At 59.6% G+C, this 16,091-nt stretch carries 15 protein-coding genes and 1 pseudogene; 5 read left to right on the top strand and 11 right to left on the bottom strand.

Annotation, left to right across the window (positions count from 1 at the left end; genetic code table 11):
• Positions 1-25 precede the first annotated feature (25 nt).
• Positions 26-1,546 carry an aminotransferase class III-fold pyridoxal phosphate-dependent enzyme gene (locus tag ACKWJN_RS13340; RefSeq protein ID WP_408597658.1) on the bottom strand — a complete coding sequence of 507 codons (1,521 nt, stop codon included), beginning with the start codon at positions 1,544-1,546 and terminating at the stop codon, positions 26-28.
• Between the two features lie 167 nt (positions 1,547-1,713).
• On the opposite strand from ACKWJN_RS13340, the gene asd reads away from it, so the two are divergent.
• From asd to ACKWJN_RS13325, 3 genes are all read left to right on the top strand, one after another.
• Positions 1,714-2,595: an archaetidylserine decarboxylase gene (gene asd / locus ACKWJN_RS13335; protein WP_408597656.1), complete on the top strand. Its 882-nt coding sequence runs from the start codon at positions 1,714-1,716 to the stop codon at positions 2,593-2,595.
• 8 nt (positions 2,596-2,603) lie between these two features.
• Positions 2,604-2,897: a hypothetical protein gene (locus ACKWJN_RS13330; RefSeq protein WP_408597654.1), complete on the top strand. Its 294-nt coding sequence runs from the start codon at positions 2,604-2,606 to the stop codon at positions 2,895-2,897.
• Between the two features lie 130 nt (positions 2,898-3,027).
• Entirely contained in the window at positions 3,028-4,020 is a 993-nt protein-coding gene (locus ACKWJN_RS13325) for a hypothetical protein (protein WP_408597652.1), read from the top strand.
• A gap of 179 nt (positions 4,021-4,199) precedes the next feature.
• Here ACKWJN_RS13325 and arsB read toward each other — a convergent pair whose 3' ends face one another.
• From arsB to ACKWJN_RS13275, 10 genes are all read right to left on the bottom strand, one after another.
• A complete protein-coding gene (gene arsB / locus ACKWJN_RS13320; protein WP_408597650.1) occupies positions 4,200-5,219 on the bottom strand; it encodes an ACR3 family arsenite efflux transporter in 1,020 nt (339 codons plus the stop codon).
• The gene (locus ACKWJN_RS13315; RefSeq protein ID WP_408597649.1) at positions 5,216-5,722 is read right to left on the bottom strand and encodes an arsenate reductase ArsC; all 507 of its coding nucleotides are present in this window, start codon (positions 5,720-5,722) and stop codon (positions 5,216-5,218) included. Before ACKWJN_RS13315 ends, arsB begins: the two co-directional genes overlap by 4 nt.
• A gap of 82 nt (positions 5,723-5,804) precedes the next feature.
• Entirely contained in the window at positions 5,805-7,052 is a 1,248-nt protein-coding gene (locus ACKWJN_RS13310; protein ID WP_408597647.1) for a TolC family protein, read from the bottom strand.
• Positions 7,049-10,186 (bottom strand): efflux RND transporter permease subunit, encoded by a 3,138-nt coding sequence (locus ACKWJN_RS13305; RefSeq protein WP_408597646.1) that lies wholly within the window; start codon positions 10,184-10,186, stop codon positions 7,049-7,051. The genes ACKWJN_RS13310 and ACKWJN_RS13305 overlap by 4 nt, the downstream gene beginning before the upstream one ends.
• Positions 10,186-11,310, bottom strand: a complete 1,125-nt coding sequence (locus tag ACKWJN_RS13300; RefSeq protein ID WP_408597644.1) for an efflux RND transporter periplasmic adaptor subunit — start codon at positions 11,308-11,310, stop codon at positions 10,186-10,188. Before ACKWJN_RS13300 ends, ACKWJN_RS13305 begins: the two co-directional genes overlap by 1 nt.
• A 103-nt stretch (positions 11,311-11,413) precedes the next feature.
• The gene (locus ACKWJN_RS13295) at positions 11,414-11,842 is read right to left on the bottom strand and encodes a hypothetical protein (RefSeq protein ID WP_408597643.1); all 429 of its coding nucleotides are present in this window, start codon (positions 11,840-11,842) and stop codon (positions 11,414-11,416) included.
• Positions 11,843-11,881: 39 nt separating this feature from the next.
• Positions 11,882-12,217: a helix-turn-helix domain-containing protein gene (locus ACKWJN_RS13290; protein ID WP_408597642.1), complete on the bottom strand. Its 336-nt coding sequence runs from the start codon at positions 12,215-12,217 to the stop codon at positions 11,882-11,884.
• Positions 12,214-12,576, bottom strand: coding sequence for a type II toxin-antitoxin system RelE/ParE family toxin (locus tag ACKWJN_RS13285; protein WP_408597640.1), 363 nt, complete (start codon positions 12,574-12,576; stop codon positions 12,214-12,216). The genes ACKWJN_RS13290 and ACKWJN_RS13285 overlap by 4 nt, the downstream gene beginning before the upstream one ends.
• A 48-nt stretch (positions 12,577-12,624) precedes the next feature.
• On the bottom strand, positions 12,625-13,626 hold the full coding sequence (locus ACKWJN_RS13280) for a Bug family tripartite tricarboxylate transporter substrate binding protein (protein ID WP_408597638.1): 1,002 nt from the start codon (positions 13,624-13,626) through the stop codon (positions 12,625-12,627).
• A 45-nt stretch (positions 13,627-13,671) separates the two neighbouring features.
• Positions 13,672-14,544: a dioxygenase gene (locus ACKWJN_RS13275; RefSeq protein WP_408597636.1), complete on the bottom strand. Its 873-nt coding sequence runs from the start codon at positions 14,542-14,544 to the stop codon at positions 13,672-13,674.
• A gap of 191 nt (positions 14,545-14,735) precedes the next feature.
• On the opposite strand from ACKWJN_RS13275, the gene ACKWJN_RS13270 reads away from it, so the two are divergent.
• Positions 14,736-15,950, top strand: a complete 1,215-nt coding sequence (locus ACKWJN_RS13270; RefSeq protein WP_408597634.1) for a CaiB/BaiF CoA transferase family protein — start codon at positions 14,736-14,738, stop codon at positions 15,948-15,950.
• Positions 15,947-16,091: pseudogene (locus tag ACKWJN_RS13265) on the top strand (hydroxymethylglutaryl-CoA lyase); the annotation flags it as partial. The gene ACKWJN_RS13270 and the pseudogene ACKWJN_RS13265, both read left to right, overlap by 4 nt.

Raw genomic sequence — 16,091 nt, 5'->3', positions numbered from 1 at the left:
GTCTGAGACCCGAACCCCTTTTCAATTACCGAAAGAAAGTTTCTTTCAAGATGCTGCGGCGAATGCCTTTGTTGGTCAGCATGGGCGACTGCCACCACCAGCCATCGGCTTTCATTTCTTGGGCAGCTTGCACAAATTTCTGCAATACAGCTTCAAAGTCAGCATCGCTGTAGTTCAGGCTGAAAATCAAGCGACCCGTGCCCACCCAACTCAATGCCAGCCCGTGGGTTCTGAGGTAGTACTGGAACATCCAGTTGTATCGGCTGGGCTCTGTGTAGAACAGTGTCCACACGCTCGACATGTTGGCCGCTTGAACTGGCAGGCCATGGGCGGCCATGGTGTCGTTGAAGCGTTTGCGTCGCGCATCCCAGCGGTCATCCAAGCCTTCGTAGATGGCTTGGATCTCAGGCGTTTCCAATTGGTCCAGGAACGCCGACATGGCACCCATCACACCGGGGTGCTCTTTGAAGGTGCCTCGTGCAAAGCAAATGTCTGCTGGACGATCGGTGTGAAAACGTTTCATCCATTGTTTTTTACCGCACACCACGCCGACCGGAAAACCGCCCCCCAGTGTTTTGCCGTAAGTGACCATGTCGGCCTGCACACCGAAATAGGCTTGCGCTCCGCCAGCTGCCAATCTGAAACCTAAAAACACTTCGTCAAAGATCAACACAATGCCGCTGTCTGTGCAGACCTGGCGGAGTTTTTTCAGCCACTGTGTGTAGGCCGGACGGTCATAGGCGGCTTTGCGGCTGCTGTCGATCAAGGTGGTGTCGCCAGGCGCGTTGACGTTGGGATGCAGCGCCTGCAAGGGGTTGACCAGCACGCAAGCAATGTCCTTGCGTGTGCGCAACACCTCCAGACTGTGCTCACTCATGTCACTCAAGGTGTAGGTCTCGCGCGGAGGCATGGGGTTGCCAGGGCCGGGCTGAACATCTTCCCACCAGCCGTGGTAGGAACCACAAAAGCGCACGATGTTTTTGCGCCGGGTGTGGTAGCGGGCCAAGCGAACCGCTTGCATCACCGCCTCGGTGCCCGACATGTGGAACGAGACCTCATCCATGCCTGATATTCTTTTAAGCCGTTCGGCATTGGCGGTGACACAGGGGTGGTAGGCCCCGAGCACGGGCCCCAAGACTTGGGTTTTGGCCATGCCTTCGGCCATGGTTTTTTTATAAAAATCGGCGCCAAACACATTCACGCCATAGGAGCCGGTGAGGTCGTAAAACGACTGGCCGTCCAAGTCGGTGACGCACACGCCTGACGATGATGCGAGGAACGAGCCCACCTTGAGGTGCGCTTGCACCAAAGGGCTGAACTGAAACGGCACTCGGTAAGCGGAGATGAATTGCATGTCCGAGATGTGTTCTCTGGCCTCGGCAGAGGCTGCAATGCTCAAGGGGTGACGTGAAGTCAGCAAGTCTGCGAGTTTGAAAAAACCTTGTTTGCGAAGATTTTCAATCTCAATCGGGGCGTTGTCACATTTAAAGAACGCTTGTTCGTCAAAATGGTAGCCGGGCAGCATGCGGGCCAATCGTTTAGCCATGCGTGAGTGCCCTGCCAATGAACGGTGCTTGGCCCGTGACAGTTGAAGCCGTCGATACACAGACGGCGCCAACGTCGCCAAAGCGCCCAAACTCATCCAAGTGGTGTTCACAGTCTTTTCCCAAGTTGTAGAGATACGCCTTTGTATTAAATTTAAGTGACAAGATGATGAAGATTCGAAGTAAATTCAACGACTGGTTGTGGCAAGAAGACCTCAACTTTTTGCTCACCAACCGCATCCCGCGCATCACCCTGACCCGCTTCATGGGGTGGTGGAGCCAGCTAGAGCACCCTTGGATCGTGAAAGGTTCACTGGCCGTGTGGCGTTGGTTCAGTGATTTGGACCTGAGCGAATCCAAGCACCAGCAATTCAAAAGCATTCATGCGTGTTTCACGCGCGAGTTGAAACCCGGGCTTCGACCCATCAACACCGATGCTGACGTGATGAGTTCGCCTTGCGACGCCATCGTCGGTGCTTGTGGCGAGATACGCGACGGCGTCGTCTACCAAGCCAAAGGTTTTCCGTACACCTTGGATGCGTTGTTGAGCGCCCCAGAGTTGGTGCAGCGTTGGTCTAACCAGTTAGAGGGGGGCACCTTCATCACGCTGCGCTTGACCAGCAGCATGTACCACCGCTTCCATGCGCCGTGTGATGCGCATCTGAGCCACGTGACCTACATCTCGGGTGACACCTGGAACGTCAACCCCATCGCCTTGAAACGCGTCCAAGCCTTATTTTGTAAAAACGAACGTGCGGTGTTGCAGATGACAAGCCGCGATGGCCTGCCGTTTTTCGTGGTTCCTGTGGCCGCTGTGTTGGTTGCCAGCATGCGGTTCCATGCGCTCGACGTGTTGTTGAATTTGCGCTACCCAGGCCCGAACGAGATCCCCTGCGATGCCCAGTATGTCAAGGGCCAAGAGATGGGGTGGTTCGAACACGGCTCCACCATTTTGATGTTCGTGCCGCCGGGTTATGAATTGGCCGAAGGCGTGATCAATGGGGAGAGGATTCGCATGGGCGAGGCATTGTTGCGACGTGTCGCTCCGTGAGGCCCTGCTTGAATGACATCAAGCGACGTTCTGCGATGAGTGACAGGGCGTTGAATTTTTTGAAAACCATCAAGCCCATTGAAACTATCAAAAACCCAAACACCATCATCAAGATCCCTTGGATGGATGGGTCAATCCTTGTCGATGTCACGATGCTTAGCGGCGGTAGCAGGGATAAACCGAGATCCATCACAGCAAGCGTTCCTAGCAAACTCAAGATGGGGAACAAAGCTGTTGCAACATTCACGACACCCAAGCAAAAACTCCATCTGGACCTGGTTTGTGTGGGTAAATTTTCATGAATTCTCATGCCCTGAGTGGACTTGAAAAATATGTCACTGGCAGGACAAATTTGTGAATTTTTTAATACGCATGGGTGTCATGCAGTTGCCAAACACCAAACAAACAATTGTTTAAAACGAGCACAACATCATGATCAAATTGATTTGGACTTTCATTTTTCTGTGCGTGTCATGCACGGCCAACGCAGTCGACTTTTCGTTTGGCTTGTGGGGCGATATGCCCTACGCCCGAAACAACGACGCACGACAAACCCAAGCAGTGATCGATAGCATCAACGCGGCCGATGTCTCGTTCTCTATCTTTGATGGTGATTTCAAAGACGGCAGCTCGGTATGCAATGACAGTCTGTACACCCAGACGCTGAAGACCTTCAACGCCATGCGCCGCCCCTTGGTCTATGTGCCTGGGGACAACGAGTGGACCGACTGCCACCGCATCAACAACGGTGGCTTTGACCCCCTTGAGCGTTTGACGCTGATTCGCAAGACCTTTTTTTCACAACCCATGAGCCTTGGGCAACAAACGCTTGCGCTTGAGCAGCAAGGAAAAGCAGCCGATAAGTTTTCTGAAAATACCCGTTTCACCTACCAAAACATCGTGTTTGTTGGGCTGAATGTGCCGGGTAGCAACAACAACTGGGTCAAGACTGCGCAAGCATGCACAGATCAAAGTGTCAGAACCCAAGTCGAGTGTGATGCTGCAAATACAGAATTTTCAGAGCGCGATGTTGCGAATATCGAATGGCTCAAGGATGCTTTCGCCAAGGCTAAATCGCAAGCAGCCAAAGGACTGGTGGTGGTGATCCAAGCCAATCCGGGTTTTGATTTGTCTGAGACATGGCCCTTGGATGAAACGACCTTGCCGGAGTATTCCGGCTATCGCAAGTGGATGTCCGCCTTGGTTGCACAAACCGAAGGCTTTGGTGGACAAGTGCTGTTGGTGCATGGCGACGACCATTTTTTCAAAGTCGACAAGCCCTTGTACTCACCCAACAAGTTGTTGAAAAATTTCACTCGCGTTCAAACCTTTGGCAGTCCGTCGAACCATTGGGTCAAGGTGACGGTCGATACTGCCACTCCGAATGTGTTTGCCATTCAACCCATCATCGTGAATGGGAACTGATGGCCAACGGAGAGTTGGACTCAGATCATGGACCCCACCCCATGGTGGTCAAGACGGCAGCCATGAAGGCCAGCAAGCCTGCCACCACCAAGCCCAAGGCGGTGAGCAGGCCTTGCCAGGGCTCATTCCATGGCATGGTGGGGCGCGCAATGGGTCTGTGGCATGCAGACCATGATGGGTTAGCCCCGTTCGTACCAGCCTTTGCTGCGGTTCACCACGGCCACGACCAGCAGCATCACCGGCACTTCAATCAACACCCCCACCACGGTGGCCAGCGCGGCACCGGAGTGAAAGCCAAACAAGCTGATGGCTGCGGCCACCGCCAACTCGAAAAAGTTAGACGCACCGATCAGGGCCGATGGGCAGGCGATGTTGTGCTTCTCGCCCAAGGCCCGGTTCAAGCCGTAGGCCAGGGCCGAATTGAAGATCACCTGAATCAAGATGGGCACTGCCAGCAAGGCAATCACCAAGGGTTGGGCCAAGATGGCCTCGCCTTGAAACGCAAACAGCAGCACCAAGGTGGCCAGCAAAGCGCCGATCGACCAAGGGCCAATGCGAGCCACCGCGTGCTCAAAATGTGCTTGGCTGCGCGTCAACAAGGCTTTGCGCCACCACTGCGCCAGCGCCACGGGGATCACGATGTACAGCACCACCGAGGTCAGCAGGGTGTCCCACGGGACGCTGATGGCCGATAAACCCAACAAAAACGCCACCAGCGGTGCAAAGGCCACCACCATGATGCTGTCGTTCAAAGCCACCTGTGACAAGGTGAACAAGGGGTCACCGTGGGTCAACCGACTCCACACAAACACCATCGCCGTGCAGGGTGCTGCCGCCAACAAAATCAAACCTGCGATGTAGCTGTCGAGTTGGTCGGCGGGCAACCATGGGGCAAATAAAGTGCGGATGAACAACCAAGCCAAAAATGCCATCGAGAAAGGTTTGACCAACCAGTTGACCAACAGCGTGACCCCAATGCCTTTGATGTGCTGGCGCACTTGGCCCAGGGCCGAGAAGTCCACCTTCATCAACATCGGAATGACCATCACCCAAATCAGCAGGCCCACAGGCAAGTTGACTTGGGCCACTTCCAAGTGGCCGATGGCTTGAAAGACCTCAGGCAACCATTGCCCCAAGGCAATGCCCACCACGATGCACAAAAACACCCATACGGTGAGGAAGCGTTCAAAAATATTCATACCGAGCTCAAAGCGCGGGCGCTGGTTTCAAGCACTGCGTGTGCCAGTTTGTCGGCGGGAAGGTTGATCAGCAGACTCAGTCGGCGTTGGATCGCATGCAGCGTGTGGCGAAAGGCTTCGAGTTTGTCTTCTTCGTTCTTGTCGCCTTCAGACGGGTCAGGGTAGCCCCAGTGGGCGGTGGCGGGGTGACCCGGCCACACAGGGCACACCTCGCCTGCGGCGTTGTCGCAGACGGTGATGATCAAGTCCATGTGCGGCGCATCGGCCCCAGCGAACTCGTCCCAGGTTTTGCTGTGCAAGCCTTCGGTGGCCACGCCTGCATGTGCCAGCACTTGCAACCCCAGCGGATGCGGTTGCTGGTTCTCGCGCGGGCTGGAGCCTGCCGAGTAGGCCTTGAAGCGCCCCTGGCCCATGTGGTTGAGCAAGGCCTCGGCCAAGATGCTGCGGGCCGAGTTGTGGGTGCACAAAAACAAAACGTTCAAAGCTTGGGTGCTGGTGGTCATGGAAACTTTCTTGGGTTGCATACAACCCAATATGGTACGAGTGGCGTGTGACCGCTTTGTATCTGGCCAGTGCGTGAGGCCTTCAATCGTCAAAGTCCCACATCTGATGCAAGTCCAAGCGCACACTGGCCAGCAATTCGATGACTTCTAGCCCCATCAGATCGGCGGCCAGTCGGTGGTCATGGGCCACGCGGGCGATGGTGAGCACCTCCGACATGCTGTGCTCGCCCAGCGTGAAGGCGGTACGCGACTTATTTGCCGCCAAGGTTTGCGCCTGTGCGGCCCATTGCCATTGCGCCGCAGCCAAGCGTTTGTGGTCGTACTGGGCCAAGGTGGCATCAAAGGCCGCGCTCAACAGGCGCTGCATCGCTGCCACCTTGTCGTCGGCCGCTTGGGCCTCTGCCAGCGCGGCAAGGCCCTGGTAGCGGCGCGCGTCGCCAGCCAAGGCAATGGCCACGCTCACGCCTGTGACCTGTTCGGCGCCGGCGCGGTCACGCGCGCTGAAGATGCCCACCGTGGGGTCGGGCCAACGGTCGCGGTCAATGCGTTGGGCCTGCAAACGCAAGCGTTGCGCATCGATGCGCAGCATGTTGAGCTCGTGGTTGGTTTGCAAAAATGCCGCTTGAAGCTCGGTGGGGTTGTCAAGCGCCGCAGGCACACCGCCACCCAGGCCGCGCTGTGCATCAAGGCCCACAGGCAAGGGCAGGCTGGGGTAGCGGCGTTGCAGCGCTGCTGCGGCGCTGTGCATGTCGGCTTGGCTGACGTGCCAAGCGGCTTGGGTGCGTTGCAACTCGGCGAGCGCGAGTTGCGCATCGAGCTGAGAAATTTCGCCGTGCTTCAAACGCACGCTGGCCAAGCGGTGCAGGGCTTGCGCCAACCCAAGCGTGTGGTTGGCATGGGCGTGCGTGGCGGCAGCGCGCAGGTAAGCAAACCAGTGCTTGAGCAACTCTCGGCTGGCTTCGTGCACGGCGTCGGCGTACTCAATGTCGGCCAAGGCTTGGGTCTGTTGCGCCAACTCGGCGTCGATGCCGCGTTTGCCCCACAAGCGCACCGGCCGCTCTAGGCTGATGCTGGTCTCGCCATAGTGCTCACCCGTGGCGTTGAGGCTGCGCCGCTGCTGCAAAGCGCGCAGGCTGAACTCAGCGCTGCCTGCGTCAATGGCTTGCGCGCGCAAGCCCAGTGCTTGCTTGCGGGCACGCGCTTGTTGCAACAGTGGGGATTGGATGAGTGCGTCTTTTGCAGCCACCTCAGCGGGCAAATACGCAGCCAACTCGGGGCTGGCATGCAAGGCCGTGCACAGCAGCCAGGTGAACCAAAACACATGTTTCATGGCTGTCTCCTTGTCGGGGCAAGCGACGGCGACGTGGCGCCGCCCGTGAGCTCACGCCAAGCTTCACCCAGGCTGTTGGCTGCGCCCAAGCGTTCAAAAATTTTGGGCAACAGCAGGAGTGTGAGCAGGGTGGAGGTCAGCAAACCGCCGGTCACCACCACCGCCAAGGGCCGTTGAATTTCCGAACCTGGGCCCGTGGCAAACAACAGCGGAATCATCCCAAGAGCGGTGATCACGGCTGTCATCAACACCGGGCGCAAGCGCCGCTCAGAGCCCAGACGCACCACGGTGGCGAGGTCTTCGCCTTCCAGCAAACGCTCGTTGAAGTGCGTCACCATCACCACGCCGTTGAGCACCGCAATGCCCAGCAGCGCAATGAAGCCCACCGAGGCAGGTACCGACAAATAGTCACCCGACACGGCCAGCGTCACCACCCCACCGACCAAGGCAAACGGGATGTTGATAAAAATAATGCCTGCCTGCACCACCGACCCAAAGGTGAACACCAAGATGGCAAAAATCAAACCCAGCGCAGCCGGTATCACCAGAGCCAAACGTGCCGCAGCGCGTTGCTGGTTTTCAAACTGACCGCCCCACACCACGCGCAATTGCTTGGGCAGGTTCAACGCGGCCACAGCCGCTTGTGCGTCTTGCACGTAGCCGCCCAAGTCGCGCCCGTCCACCGACACCTGCACCGTGGTGAAGCGCGCGCTTTGTTCGTGGTCCACCCGAATCGGGCCATCCACCACCGCGATGGTGGCCAAACTGCCTGCGGTCCAGTTGCTGCCATTGGGGGCCACCAGGCGCAGGTTTTTGAAGGCCTCTGGGCTGTGGCGCACGGCCTCATTGCCTTTGAGCGTGAGCGGCGCACGCACACCATCTTGCAGCACGTAGCCCAGCGCTTCGCCCTCGACTTGGTTCTTCAAGGCTTGCTGCACCGCCTCCACGCTCAGGCCGGCTTGACCCGCCAGCGTGCGGTTGACCTCGACCGACAGGTACTGCAAACCATCCCCCTTGGGGGCAATCACTTCGCCCGCACCGGGGATGGTGCGCATGGCCTCGGCCACGCGTTGTGCGGCTTCTTGCAACTGGGCCAGGTCGGTGCCAAAAATCTTGATGGCCACATCGCCGCGTGTGCCGGTCAACATTTCGGAAACCCGCATTTCAATCGGTTGCGTGAAGCCGTACACCAGCCCTGGAAACCCTTCGAGCACCGTGCGCAACTCGGCCACGATGTCTTCTTTGTTGCCACGCCATTCGCCCTTGGGCTTGAGCACCAAAAACGTGTCGGTCTCGTACAAGCCCATCGGGTCGAGCCCCAACTCGTCGGAGCCTGTGCGGGCCACCACCGCTTTGACTTCGGGCACGTTGGCCAAAATGGCTTGCTGCACCCGGGTGTCCATCTCCAATGAGGCTTCGAGCGAAATCGAGGGCAACTTTTGGAGTTGCACGATGATGTCGCCCTCGTCCATCGTGGGCATGAAGGTTTTGCCAATCACGCTGTACAAGCCAGCGGCCAACACCAGCGATGCCAGCGACGCGCCATACAGCCAGGTGGGGTAGCGCCACACATGGTCACGCACACGCACATAGCCACGGTGAATCCACTGCATCAAACGCGGCTCATGCGCGCCTTGTTCTTTGAGCAGCCAAGAGGCCAAGGCCACCACGACGGTGAAGGCCATCAGCAGCGACGCGGCCAGGGCCAAGATGATGGTCACCGCCACCGGCGAGAACAACTTGCCTTCCAGCCCCTGCAAACTCAGCAGCGGCAAAAACACCACGCAGATGATCAACACGCCCGCCACCACCGGTTTGACCACTTGGCGCACCGCGCCCATCAGCACCTCGGTGCGTGACAAGCCGTGGTGCATGCTGTGCGCCGCAAACGCGGTTTCGATGTTCTCCACCACCACCACCGACGCGTCCACCAGCATGCCCAGCGCAATGGCCAGGCCACCCAGGCTCATCAGGTTGGCGGTCAGCCCAAACGCATGCATGAGCATGAAGGTGCACAGCAAGGCCAAGGGCAGCGACACCGCCACCACCAGCGCGGCGCGCAAGCCACCCAAGAACACATACAGCGTCACGCACACCAGCACCGAGGCTTCCAGCAAGGCCTGGGTCACCGTGCCCGCTGCACGCGACACCAACTCGCCCCGGTTGTAAAACACCTGCACCCGCATGCCGGGGGGCAGGCGGGGTTGTAACTCGTCGAGCTTGGCGCTGACTTGTTCAACCAGTTCGCGCGCGTTCACGCCGCGCATGCCCAACACCAAGCCTTGCACGGCTTCGCCTTGGCCGTTCTTGGTCACTGCGCCGTAGCGTGTGAGGGCGCCTAGGCGCACCGTGGCCACGTCGTCCACATACACCTTCAAGTTGGGGTGGGCGGTGGCCAGACGCACGGTGCGCAAGTCATCAAGCGAGCGCACCGCACCCACCACCCGCACCACCAGCGATTCGTCGCCCAGCGTCAATCGACCCGCGCCGTCGTTGCTGTTGTTGGCCAGCAGCGCTTGGCGCAAGTCACCCATGCTCACGCCCAGGGCGGCCATGCGCTCGGGGTTGGGCACCACCTCCAGGGTTTGCACTTCGCCGCCCAGCGAGTTGACTTCGGCCACACCGGTGACGGTGCGCAGCTCAGGGCGAATCACCCAGTCCAGCACGCGGCGTTTTTCGGCCAGGCTGAAGCCGTCACCTTCGAGCGTGAACATGAACATCTCACTCAAGGGCGTGGTGATGGGGGCCAAGCCGCCGCTCACGCTGGCGGGCAAGTCACGCATCACATTGTTCAGGCGTTCAGACACTTGCTGACGCGCCCAGTAAATGTCGATGCCTTCGTCAAAGTCGATCGTGATGTCGGCAATGCCGTACTTGGAGACCGAGCGCACCACCCGTTTGTTGGGAATGCTCAGCAGCTCTTGCTCCACGGGTTTGACCACACGTTGCTCAATTTCTTCCGGCGTCATGCCTGGGATTTTCAAAATCAACTTGGCCTGGGTGGGCGAAATGTCGGGGAAGGCGTCAATGGGCAAGGTCAGCCACGCTTGCAAGCCGCCGAGCAACAAAGCCACCCCCAAGCCCAGCGTGAGGTTGCGGTAACGCAGGCTCAGGCGAATCAGGTGTTCAAACATCACTCGTCCTTTTGCAGCAAGGCGCGCAGCGCGGCAATGCCGCTGATGGCCACCTGCGCGTTGGCGGGCCAGTTGGCTTCGACCAAGGCCATGTCATCGTTGGACGACAGCACGCGCACCGGTTGCGCGGTAAAGCCTGCGCTTTGACGCACAAACACCAGCGACTGGTTGTTCCAAGGCGTCAGCGCCCGCGCAGGCAACAGCCAACGCGTGGCGTTGCTCGTCGGGCTCAGTGTTTTGGCTTGCACGGTGATGACCACCACCTCGCCCACTTGCAAGCGCCCAGGGTGGGTGACCACGGCCCGAGCTTTGGCCAGTTGGCTGGCGTCCACCGCGCGGCTCACGCCCACGATCTTGGCCTGTGCTTCGCGGCTGGGCACGCTCACTGCATCGCCCACTTGCAATTGCGCCGCTTTGTCGCTGGCGAGTTGGATGTCAAGTTGCAAGCTGCTGTCGTCGGCCAGCTTGAACAGCACCGCACCGGGCTCTACCCGTTGGCCCACGGCCGCAAACGCTTGGGTCACCACGCCGCCAATCGGTGCGGTCAAGGTGCCGCTGGCGTAGCCGCCCGTGCTTGTGTTGTCACGGTCTGAGTTGGCGCTGATGCCTGCTGCGCGCAGCTCGGCCTCGCGCGCTTGCACCAGCGCTTGTGCGGCTGCTTGCTTGCTGCGTGTGAGCTGCACCCGCACGGCGGGGATGATGCCCTCGTCCAGCATGGCTTGGTCGCGTTGCAGCGCGCTGTTGGCGTTCTTCAATTCCAACTGCGCCTCTTGCCATTGACGGCGTGCTTCGCCCAGCATCGGGCTGGTGAACTGGGCCAATGGGGCCCCGGCCTTGACACGGTCCCCCACGCCCACCCACAGGCGCGACAACTGGCCCGGGTAGGGCGCTGACACCGTCACATCTTTGCCGGGCAAGGTGTTGACCATGGCACTGGCCAACAGCTGAGCGGCTGAGGCTGCTTGAGGGGTGGCCACTTGCACGCCGAGTGCGGCTTGCTGCTTGGCGTCCAGCGCCAGCAGCTTGGGCTGCGTGGCCGGGGTTTGTGCGTGGCCAAAGCCCGCGCCGAGAAAGCAGCACAGTGTCAGACCTGAAAGAACTTTTGAACCGATTGAATTGGACATGCCCAACTCCTTCCAAACAAACCATGAATCAAACAAAGTCGCAATTTGCGACGGCCTGATCGCCACCACGGGTCATTCGACCTCATGGGTGTGACACAGGCATTTAAGCGTGTGTGTGGGGAAGGGGCGGCGCCAGTGCCGGTGGCGGCAGGCCTGCGCGATAGGGCGTGTGTGGGGTGTGGGCCGTGTGTTGCCACACTGTGGCAAGCAGGGGGGCAGGGTCCGCTGGGTTTGGGTGTACGGGGTGAGCGGCGGAACTGCTGAGGGGGTTGTGGTCTGGGTCGCTGACTTCGCGCGTGTGCGAGGTGGCCACCCCCAGCGCGGGCGACTCGGGCGTATCCGCCTGACTCAGCTCGGTGGTGTGTCCCAGATGCGGCAAGTGCGACACCGCCTGGCTGACCTCGTCCATGTGAAACCCGGTGCGACTGCTGCTGCCGTAATGCGCATGCAAAAACGGCCCGAGTGCCAACAACACCCAAAGGGTGTGCAGCAGCGCGAGCCGACAGCGGTGGAGCAGGGTGGGAGAGGTCACCCCTTCATTCTAGGTTTGTTCAGTTGCCAGTCGTGAGCCTCAAACAGCGGCCATCACCAAGTGGCCAATGCTGGACTTTGCAGGGCGCACGCTGATTTCAACGTCATAGCCGAGTCGTGTCAGGCAGTCCATGAGTTTGCGTTCGGAGAGGTTGCTGAAATCGCCACGCATCATGTCGGAGACTTTGGGTTGGGTGATGCCCATGCGTTTGGCCGCCTCTTGTTGGGTTAACGCTTGTTCACGCATGGCTTTTCTGATTTGAATGACCAAACCTGTCTTGATCTTGAGCTTTTCTGCATCGGCCAGGCCAAGGTCTGCAAACACATTGCCAGTACTTTCTAGGACTTCCACCCCAAGGATATGTCGCGTTTTCATTTGTTGAATTCCTTTTCCCATGCCTCGGCGATTTTGAGTCGGGCATGAATGATGTCCATGTCTTCTTTCGGGGTGGCAATGCCACGTTTGCTTTTTTTCTGAAAGCAATGAAGCACAAACACAGCCTCCACAAATTTCACGGTGTAGACCGCGCGGTAAGTACCTCCTGCGTCGTCTTCTACCACCTCCAACACACCGCCACCACCAAAACCTTTGAGTACTTTGGCCGCATCGTGTCTGTCGCCAGACTGCGCCAAAGACAAAGCAAAACCGAAAAATCGCCGGACATCCACCGGCAGCGCCATCAAATCTTTGTGGCTGCTGCCTATCCAACGAAGTGGCTTTTCTTGGCGCGGCATGTTGTCAAATATACCTGAAAAGGTATAAGTGTGCCTTGTCTTGCTGTGTCAGTCGGCCTTCGCCCCAGAGCTCTTCACCACCGCGGCCCACTTGGGCACTTCGGCGCGCAAGAAGCTGCCAAATTCGGACGCGCTGTTGCGGCTGCTGGACATGCCGAGCTGGGCGAATTTGTCCACGACGTCTTGCGACTCCATCGCGCGGTTGAGGGCGGCGTTGAACTTGTCAACCACGGCTTGGGGCGTGCCCGCAGGCAAGAAGAAGCCGAACCAGGTGTAGTCGTCAAACTCTTTGTAGCCAAACTCGGTGATCGAGGGCACCTCGGGCAACAGCGGCGAGCGGCTGGCGCTGGTCACGGCCAGGGCGCGCAGCTTGCCTGCTTTGATCATGGGCACGGCAGGCGGCATGGAGGTGCTGGCCATGGGCGTGTGCCCGGCCACCACCGCGTTGATGGCCGCTGCGGGCTGGTAGGGCACGTGGGTGATGTCCACCTTGGCGGCGGTTTTCAAACGCTCCATCGACAAGTGGGTGGTGGTGCCAATGCCCGACGAGGCATAGCTCATGGGGTGCTTCTTCGCCTCTTCCACCAACTCGGGCAAGGTTTTGGCCGACACGCTCGGGTTGACGGTGAAGATGTTGGGCGTCTTGGGGCCCAGCGCCAAGGGCGCAAAGTCTTTCAGTGCGTCGTAGCCGGCGTCGGCATACAGTGAGGGGTTGACGGCGTAGGCCACGCTGTGGACCAGCACGGTGTAGCCATCGGGCGCCGCGCGTTTGACTTGGCCCGTGGCAATGTTGCCGCCCGCACCGCCTTTGTTTTCGACGATGAAATTACCGCCCGTGATCTCGGACAGCTTTTGGGTCAGCGAGCGCGCCACGATGTCGGTGGAGGCGCCTGGGGCAAACGCCACCAGCAAGGTCACAGGCTTGGCCTTGGGCCACTCGGCTTGGGCCGATGCGTTCAGGCTCAGCACGCTGCACACAGCCGCCAAGCCGATGCTCGTCCAGGTGGTGGTGCGTGCCAGGGTGTGCAAACGGTGTGTGAGTTGGGCCATGTCTGTCTCCTCGTGGTGTTTGTGTCGGTGAAGGCGCGTCGCGTGTCAGCTGGCTTTGACCAGACAGAAGTCGAAGTTGACTTCCAAGAACGGCGTCTCGATGCCAAAGCGCTCGGCCACTGCCTTGTCGTGGGAGGGCACAAAAGGCACCACCAGGCCGGGGCGCACGCCAAACACGGTGTCGTTGTCGATGTAGTCCGAGCCTTCTGGGAACAACTCGGTCACCAAGCCCACATGGCCCGGTGCGCTGACGATCACGTGGTAATGCGCTGGACGCCAAATGCCACGGTTGCTGGCGTGCAGCAGTGCGCCCACAGGGCCGTCGGTGGGCACGGTGTAGGGGTGGGGGCGGATGGTGAGCAGGTTGAAGCTGCCATCGGCTTCGCATTGAATCTTGCAGCGCAGGTTGTGCGGGTCTTGCTCGGGGTCTTGCGCGGGGTACAGGCCGTTGTCGGCGTTTTGCCAAAAGTCAATTTGTGCGTTGGGGATGGGTTGGCCATCGACGCCCAGCACGCGGCCTTTGAACCAGGTGCGTTCCCCAGGCTGGCCGTCTGTCAAGTCGCTGCCATTGGGCTTGACTTTGGAGTCGTGGTTGTGGAAAGGCCCCAACACGCTGCTGGGCGTGCCGCCCACGGGTTGAGACACCACGTCGACCATGGACGAGATGCCCATGATGTCGGAGATCAGGCTGAACTCGTTGCGTTCGCCATCGGTGATGGCGGCGCTGGCGGTCAAAAACTCCAGGCCTTGCAACCACTCGGCTTTGGTCAGGTGCGACTCTTGCACAAAGGCATGCAGGTGCTTGACCAACAAGGCCATGACTTCGCCCAAGCGGGGGTTGCTGGCGGGGGCAAAACTGCGCATGGCAGCTTCGGTGACCGAGAGGGAGAGCTTGTCGTGGGTGGCGTCTGTCGTCATGGAAGGTCCTGAAAGAAAGGCTGAAAGCGGGCGGAAAGAAGACGGGAATCCAAAAATTGGTTTTATCGATAATATTCGAAATCAGTCTTATTTGTCGATAAAAGGCTGTTGCAATAGCGGCGTTCATGGGCGTCACGTGTGGCACATCGTTGCCTGCTTGGCCTGCCGCTTTGAGGCACACTCTTGGCCCTATGCCACACGACACATTTACCCCTTCCACAGGCCCGCTCAACGGGCTGCGCGTGATTGAACTTGGTCAGTTGATTGCCGGCCCGTTCGCCGCCAAAACCTTGGCCGACTTTGGCGCCGAGGTGATCAAGATCGAAACCCCTGGCAACGGCGACCCTTTGCGCAAATGGCGCTTGCTCAAAGACGGCACCTCGGTGTGGTGGCAGGTGCAGTCGCGCAACAAGCGTTCGGTGGCGCTGGACTTGAAGCAGCCGCCAGCGCAAGACATCGTGCGCCAGTTGGTGCGCGACGCCGATGTGCTGATTGAAAACTTCCGTCCCGGCGCCATGGAAGGCTGGGGCTTGGGGCCCGACGATTTGCACGCCATCAACCCGCGCTTGATCATGCTGCGCATCAGCGGCTACGGACAAACCGGCCCTTACCGCGACAAGCCGGGTTTTGGCGTGGTGGCCGAGGCCATGAGCGGTTTGCGTCACCTCACCGCCGAGCCCGGTCGCGTGCCAGTGCGCGTGGGCATCAGCTTGGGCGACACCTTGGCTTCGCTGCATGGCGTGATTGGCATCTTGATGGCGCTGCACGAGCGCCAACGCAGCGGCCAGGGCCAGGTGATTGATGTGGCCTTGTACGAAGCGGTCTTCAACTGCATGGAGAGTTTGCTGCCCGAGTACAGCGCGTTTGGGGCTGTGCGTGGGCCCGCCGGCAGCGCCTTGCCTGGCATTGCACCGACCAATGCGTACCGCTGCCGTGATGGGGGCTATGCCTTGATCGCGGGCAATGGCGACAGCATTTACAAGCGCCTGATGCATGCCGTGGGTCGCGACGATTTGGGGCAAGACCCCGCGTTGGCCGACAACGCCGGCCGCGTCCAGCGGGTGGACGAGATTGACGCCGCCCTGGGGGCCTGGGCGGCCGAGCGCACGGTGGACGAGGTGCTGGCCGTGTTGGACGCGGCCTCGGTGCCAGCCGGGCGCATTTACACCGTGGCCGACATTGCCGCCGACCCACACTACCAAGCCCGCGGCATGATTCAGCAAGTAGAGATGAACGACGGCACGTCCATGGCGGTGCCGGGCATCGTGCCCAAGCTCTCGCGCACGCCGGGTGGCCACCGCCGCAACGCACCTGCACTGGGCCAAGACACCGATGCGGTGCTCAGCAACATGGGCCTCACGCCCGAACAAATCCAAACCCTCAAAGACCAAGGCATCGTCGCATGACACGTATTTTTTTCAACGAAGTGGTGACCCGCGATGGCTTTCAGATCGAGCCCGAGTTCATCGCCACCGACGCCAAAGTGGCCTTGATCGACGCCTTGAGCCTGTGCGGTTACGCCAAGATCGAAGCCACCTCGTTTGTCT

It is taken from the genome of Limnohabitans sp. (genome assembly GCF_046052825.1).
Taxonomy (GTDB): Bacteria; Pseudomonadota; Gammaproteobacteria; order Burkholderiales; family Burkholderiaceae_C; genus Limnohabitans.
Note: the sequence above shows the minus strand (reverse complement) of the source record. Positions and strands in the feature narration are given on the sequence as shown.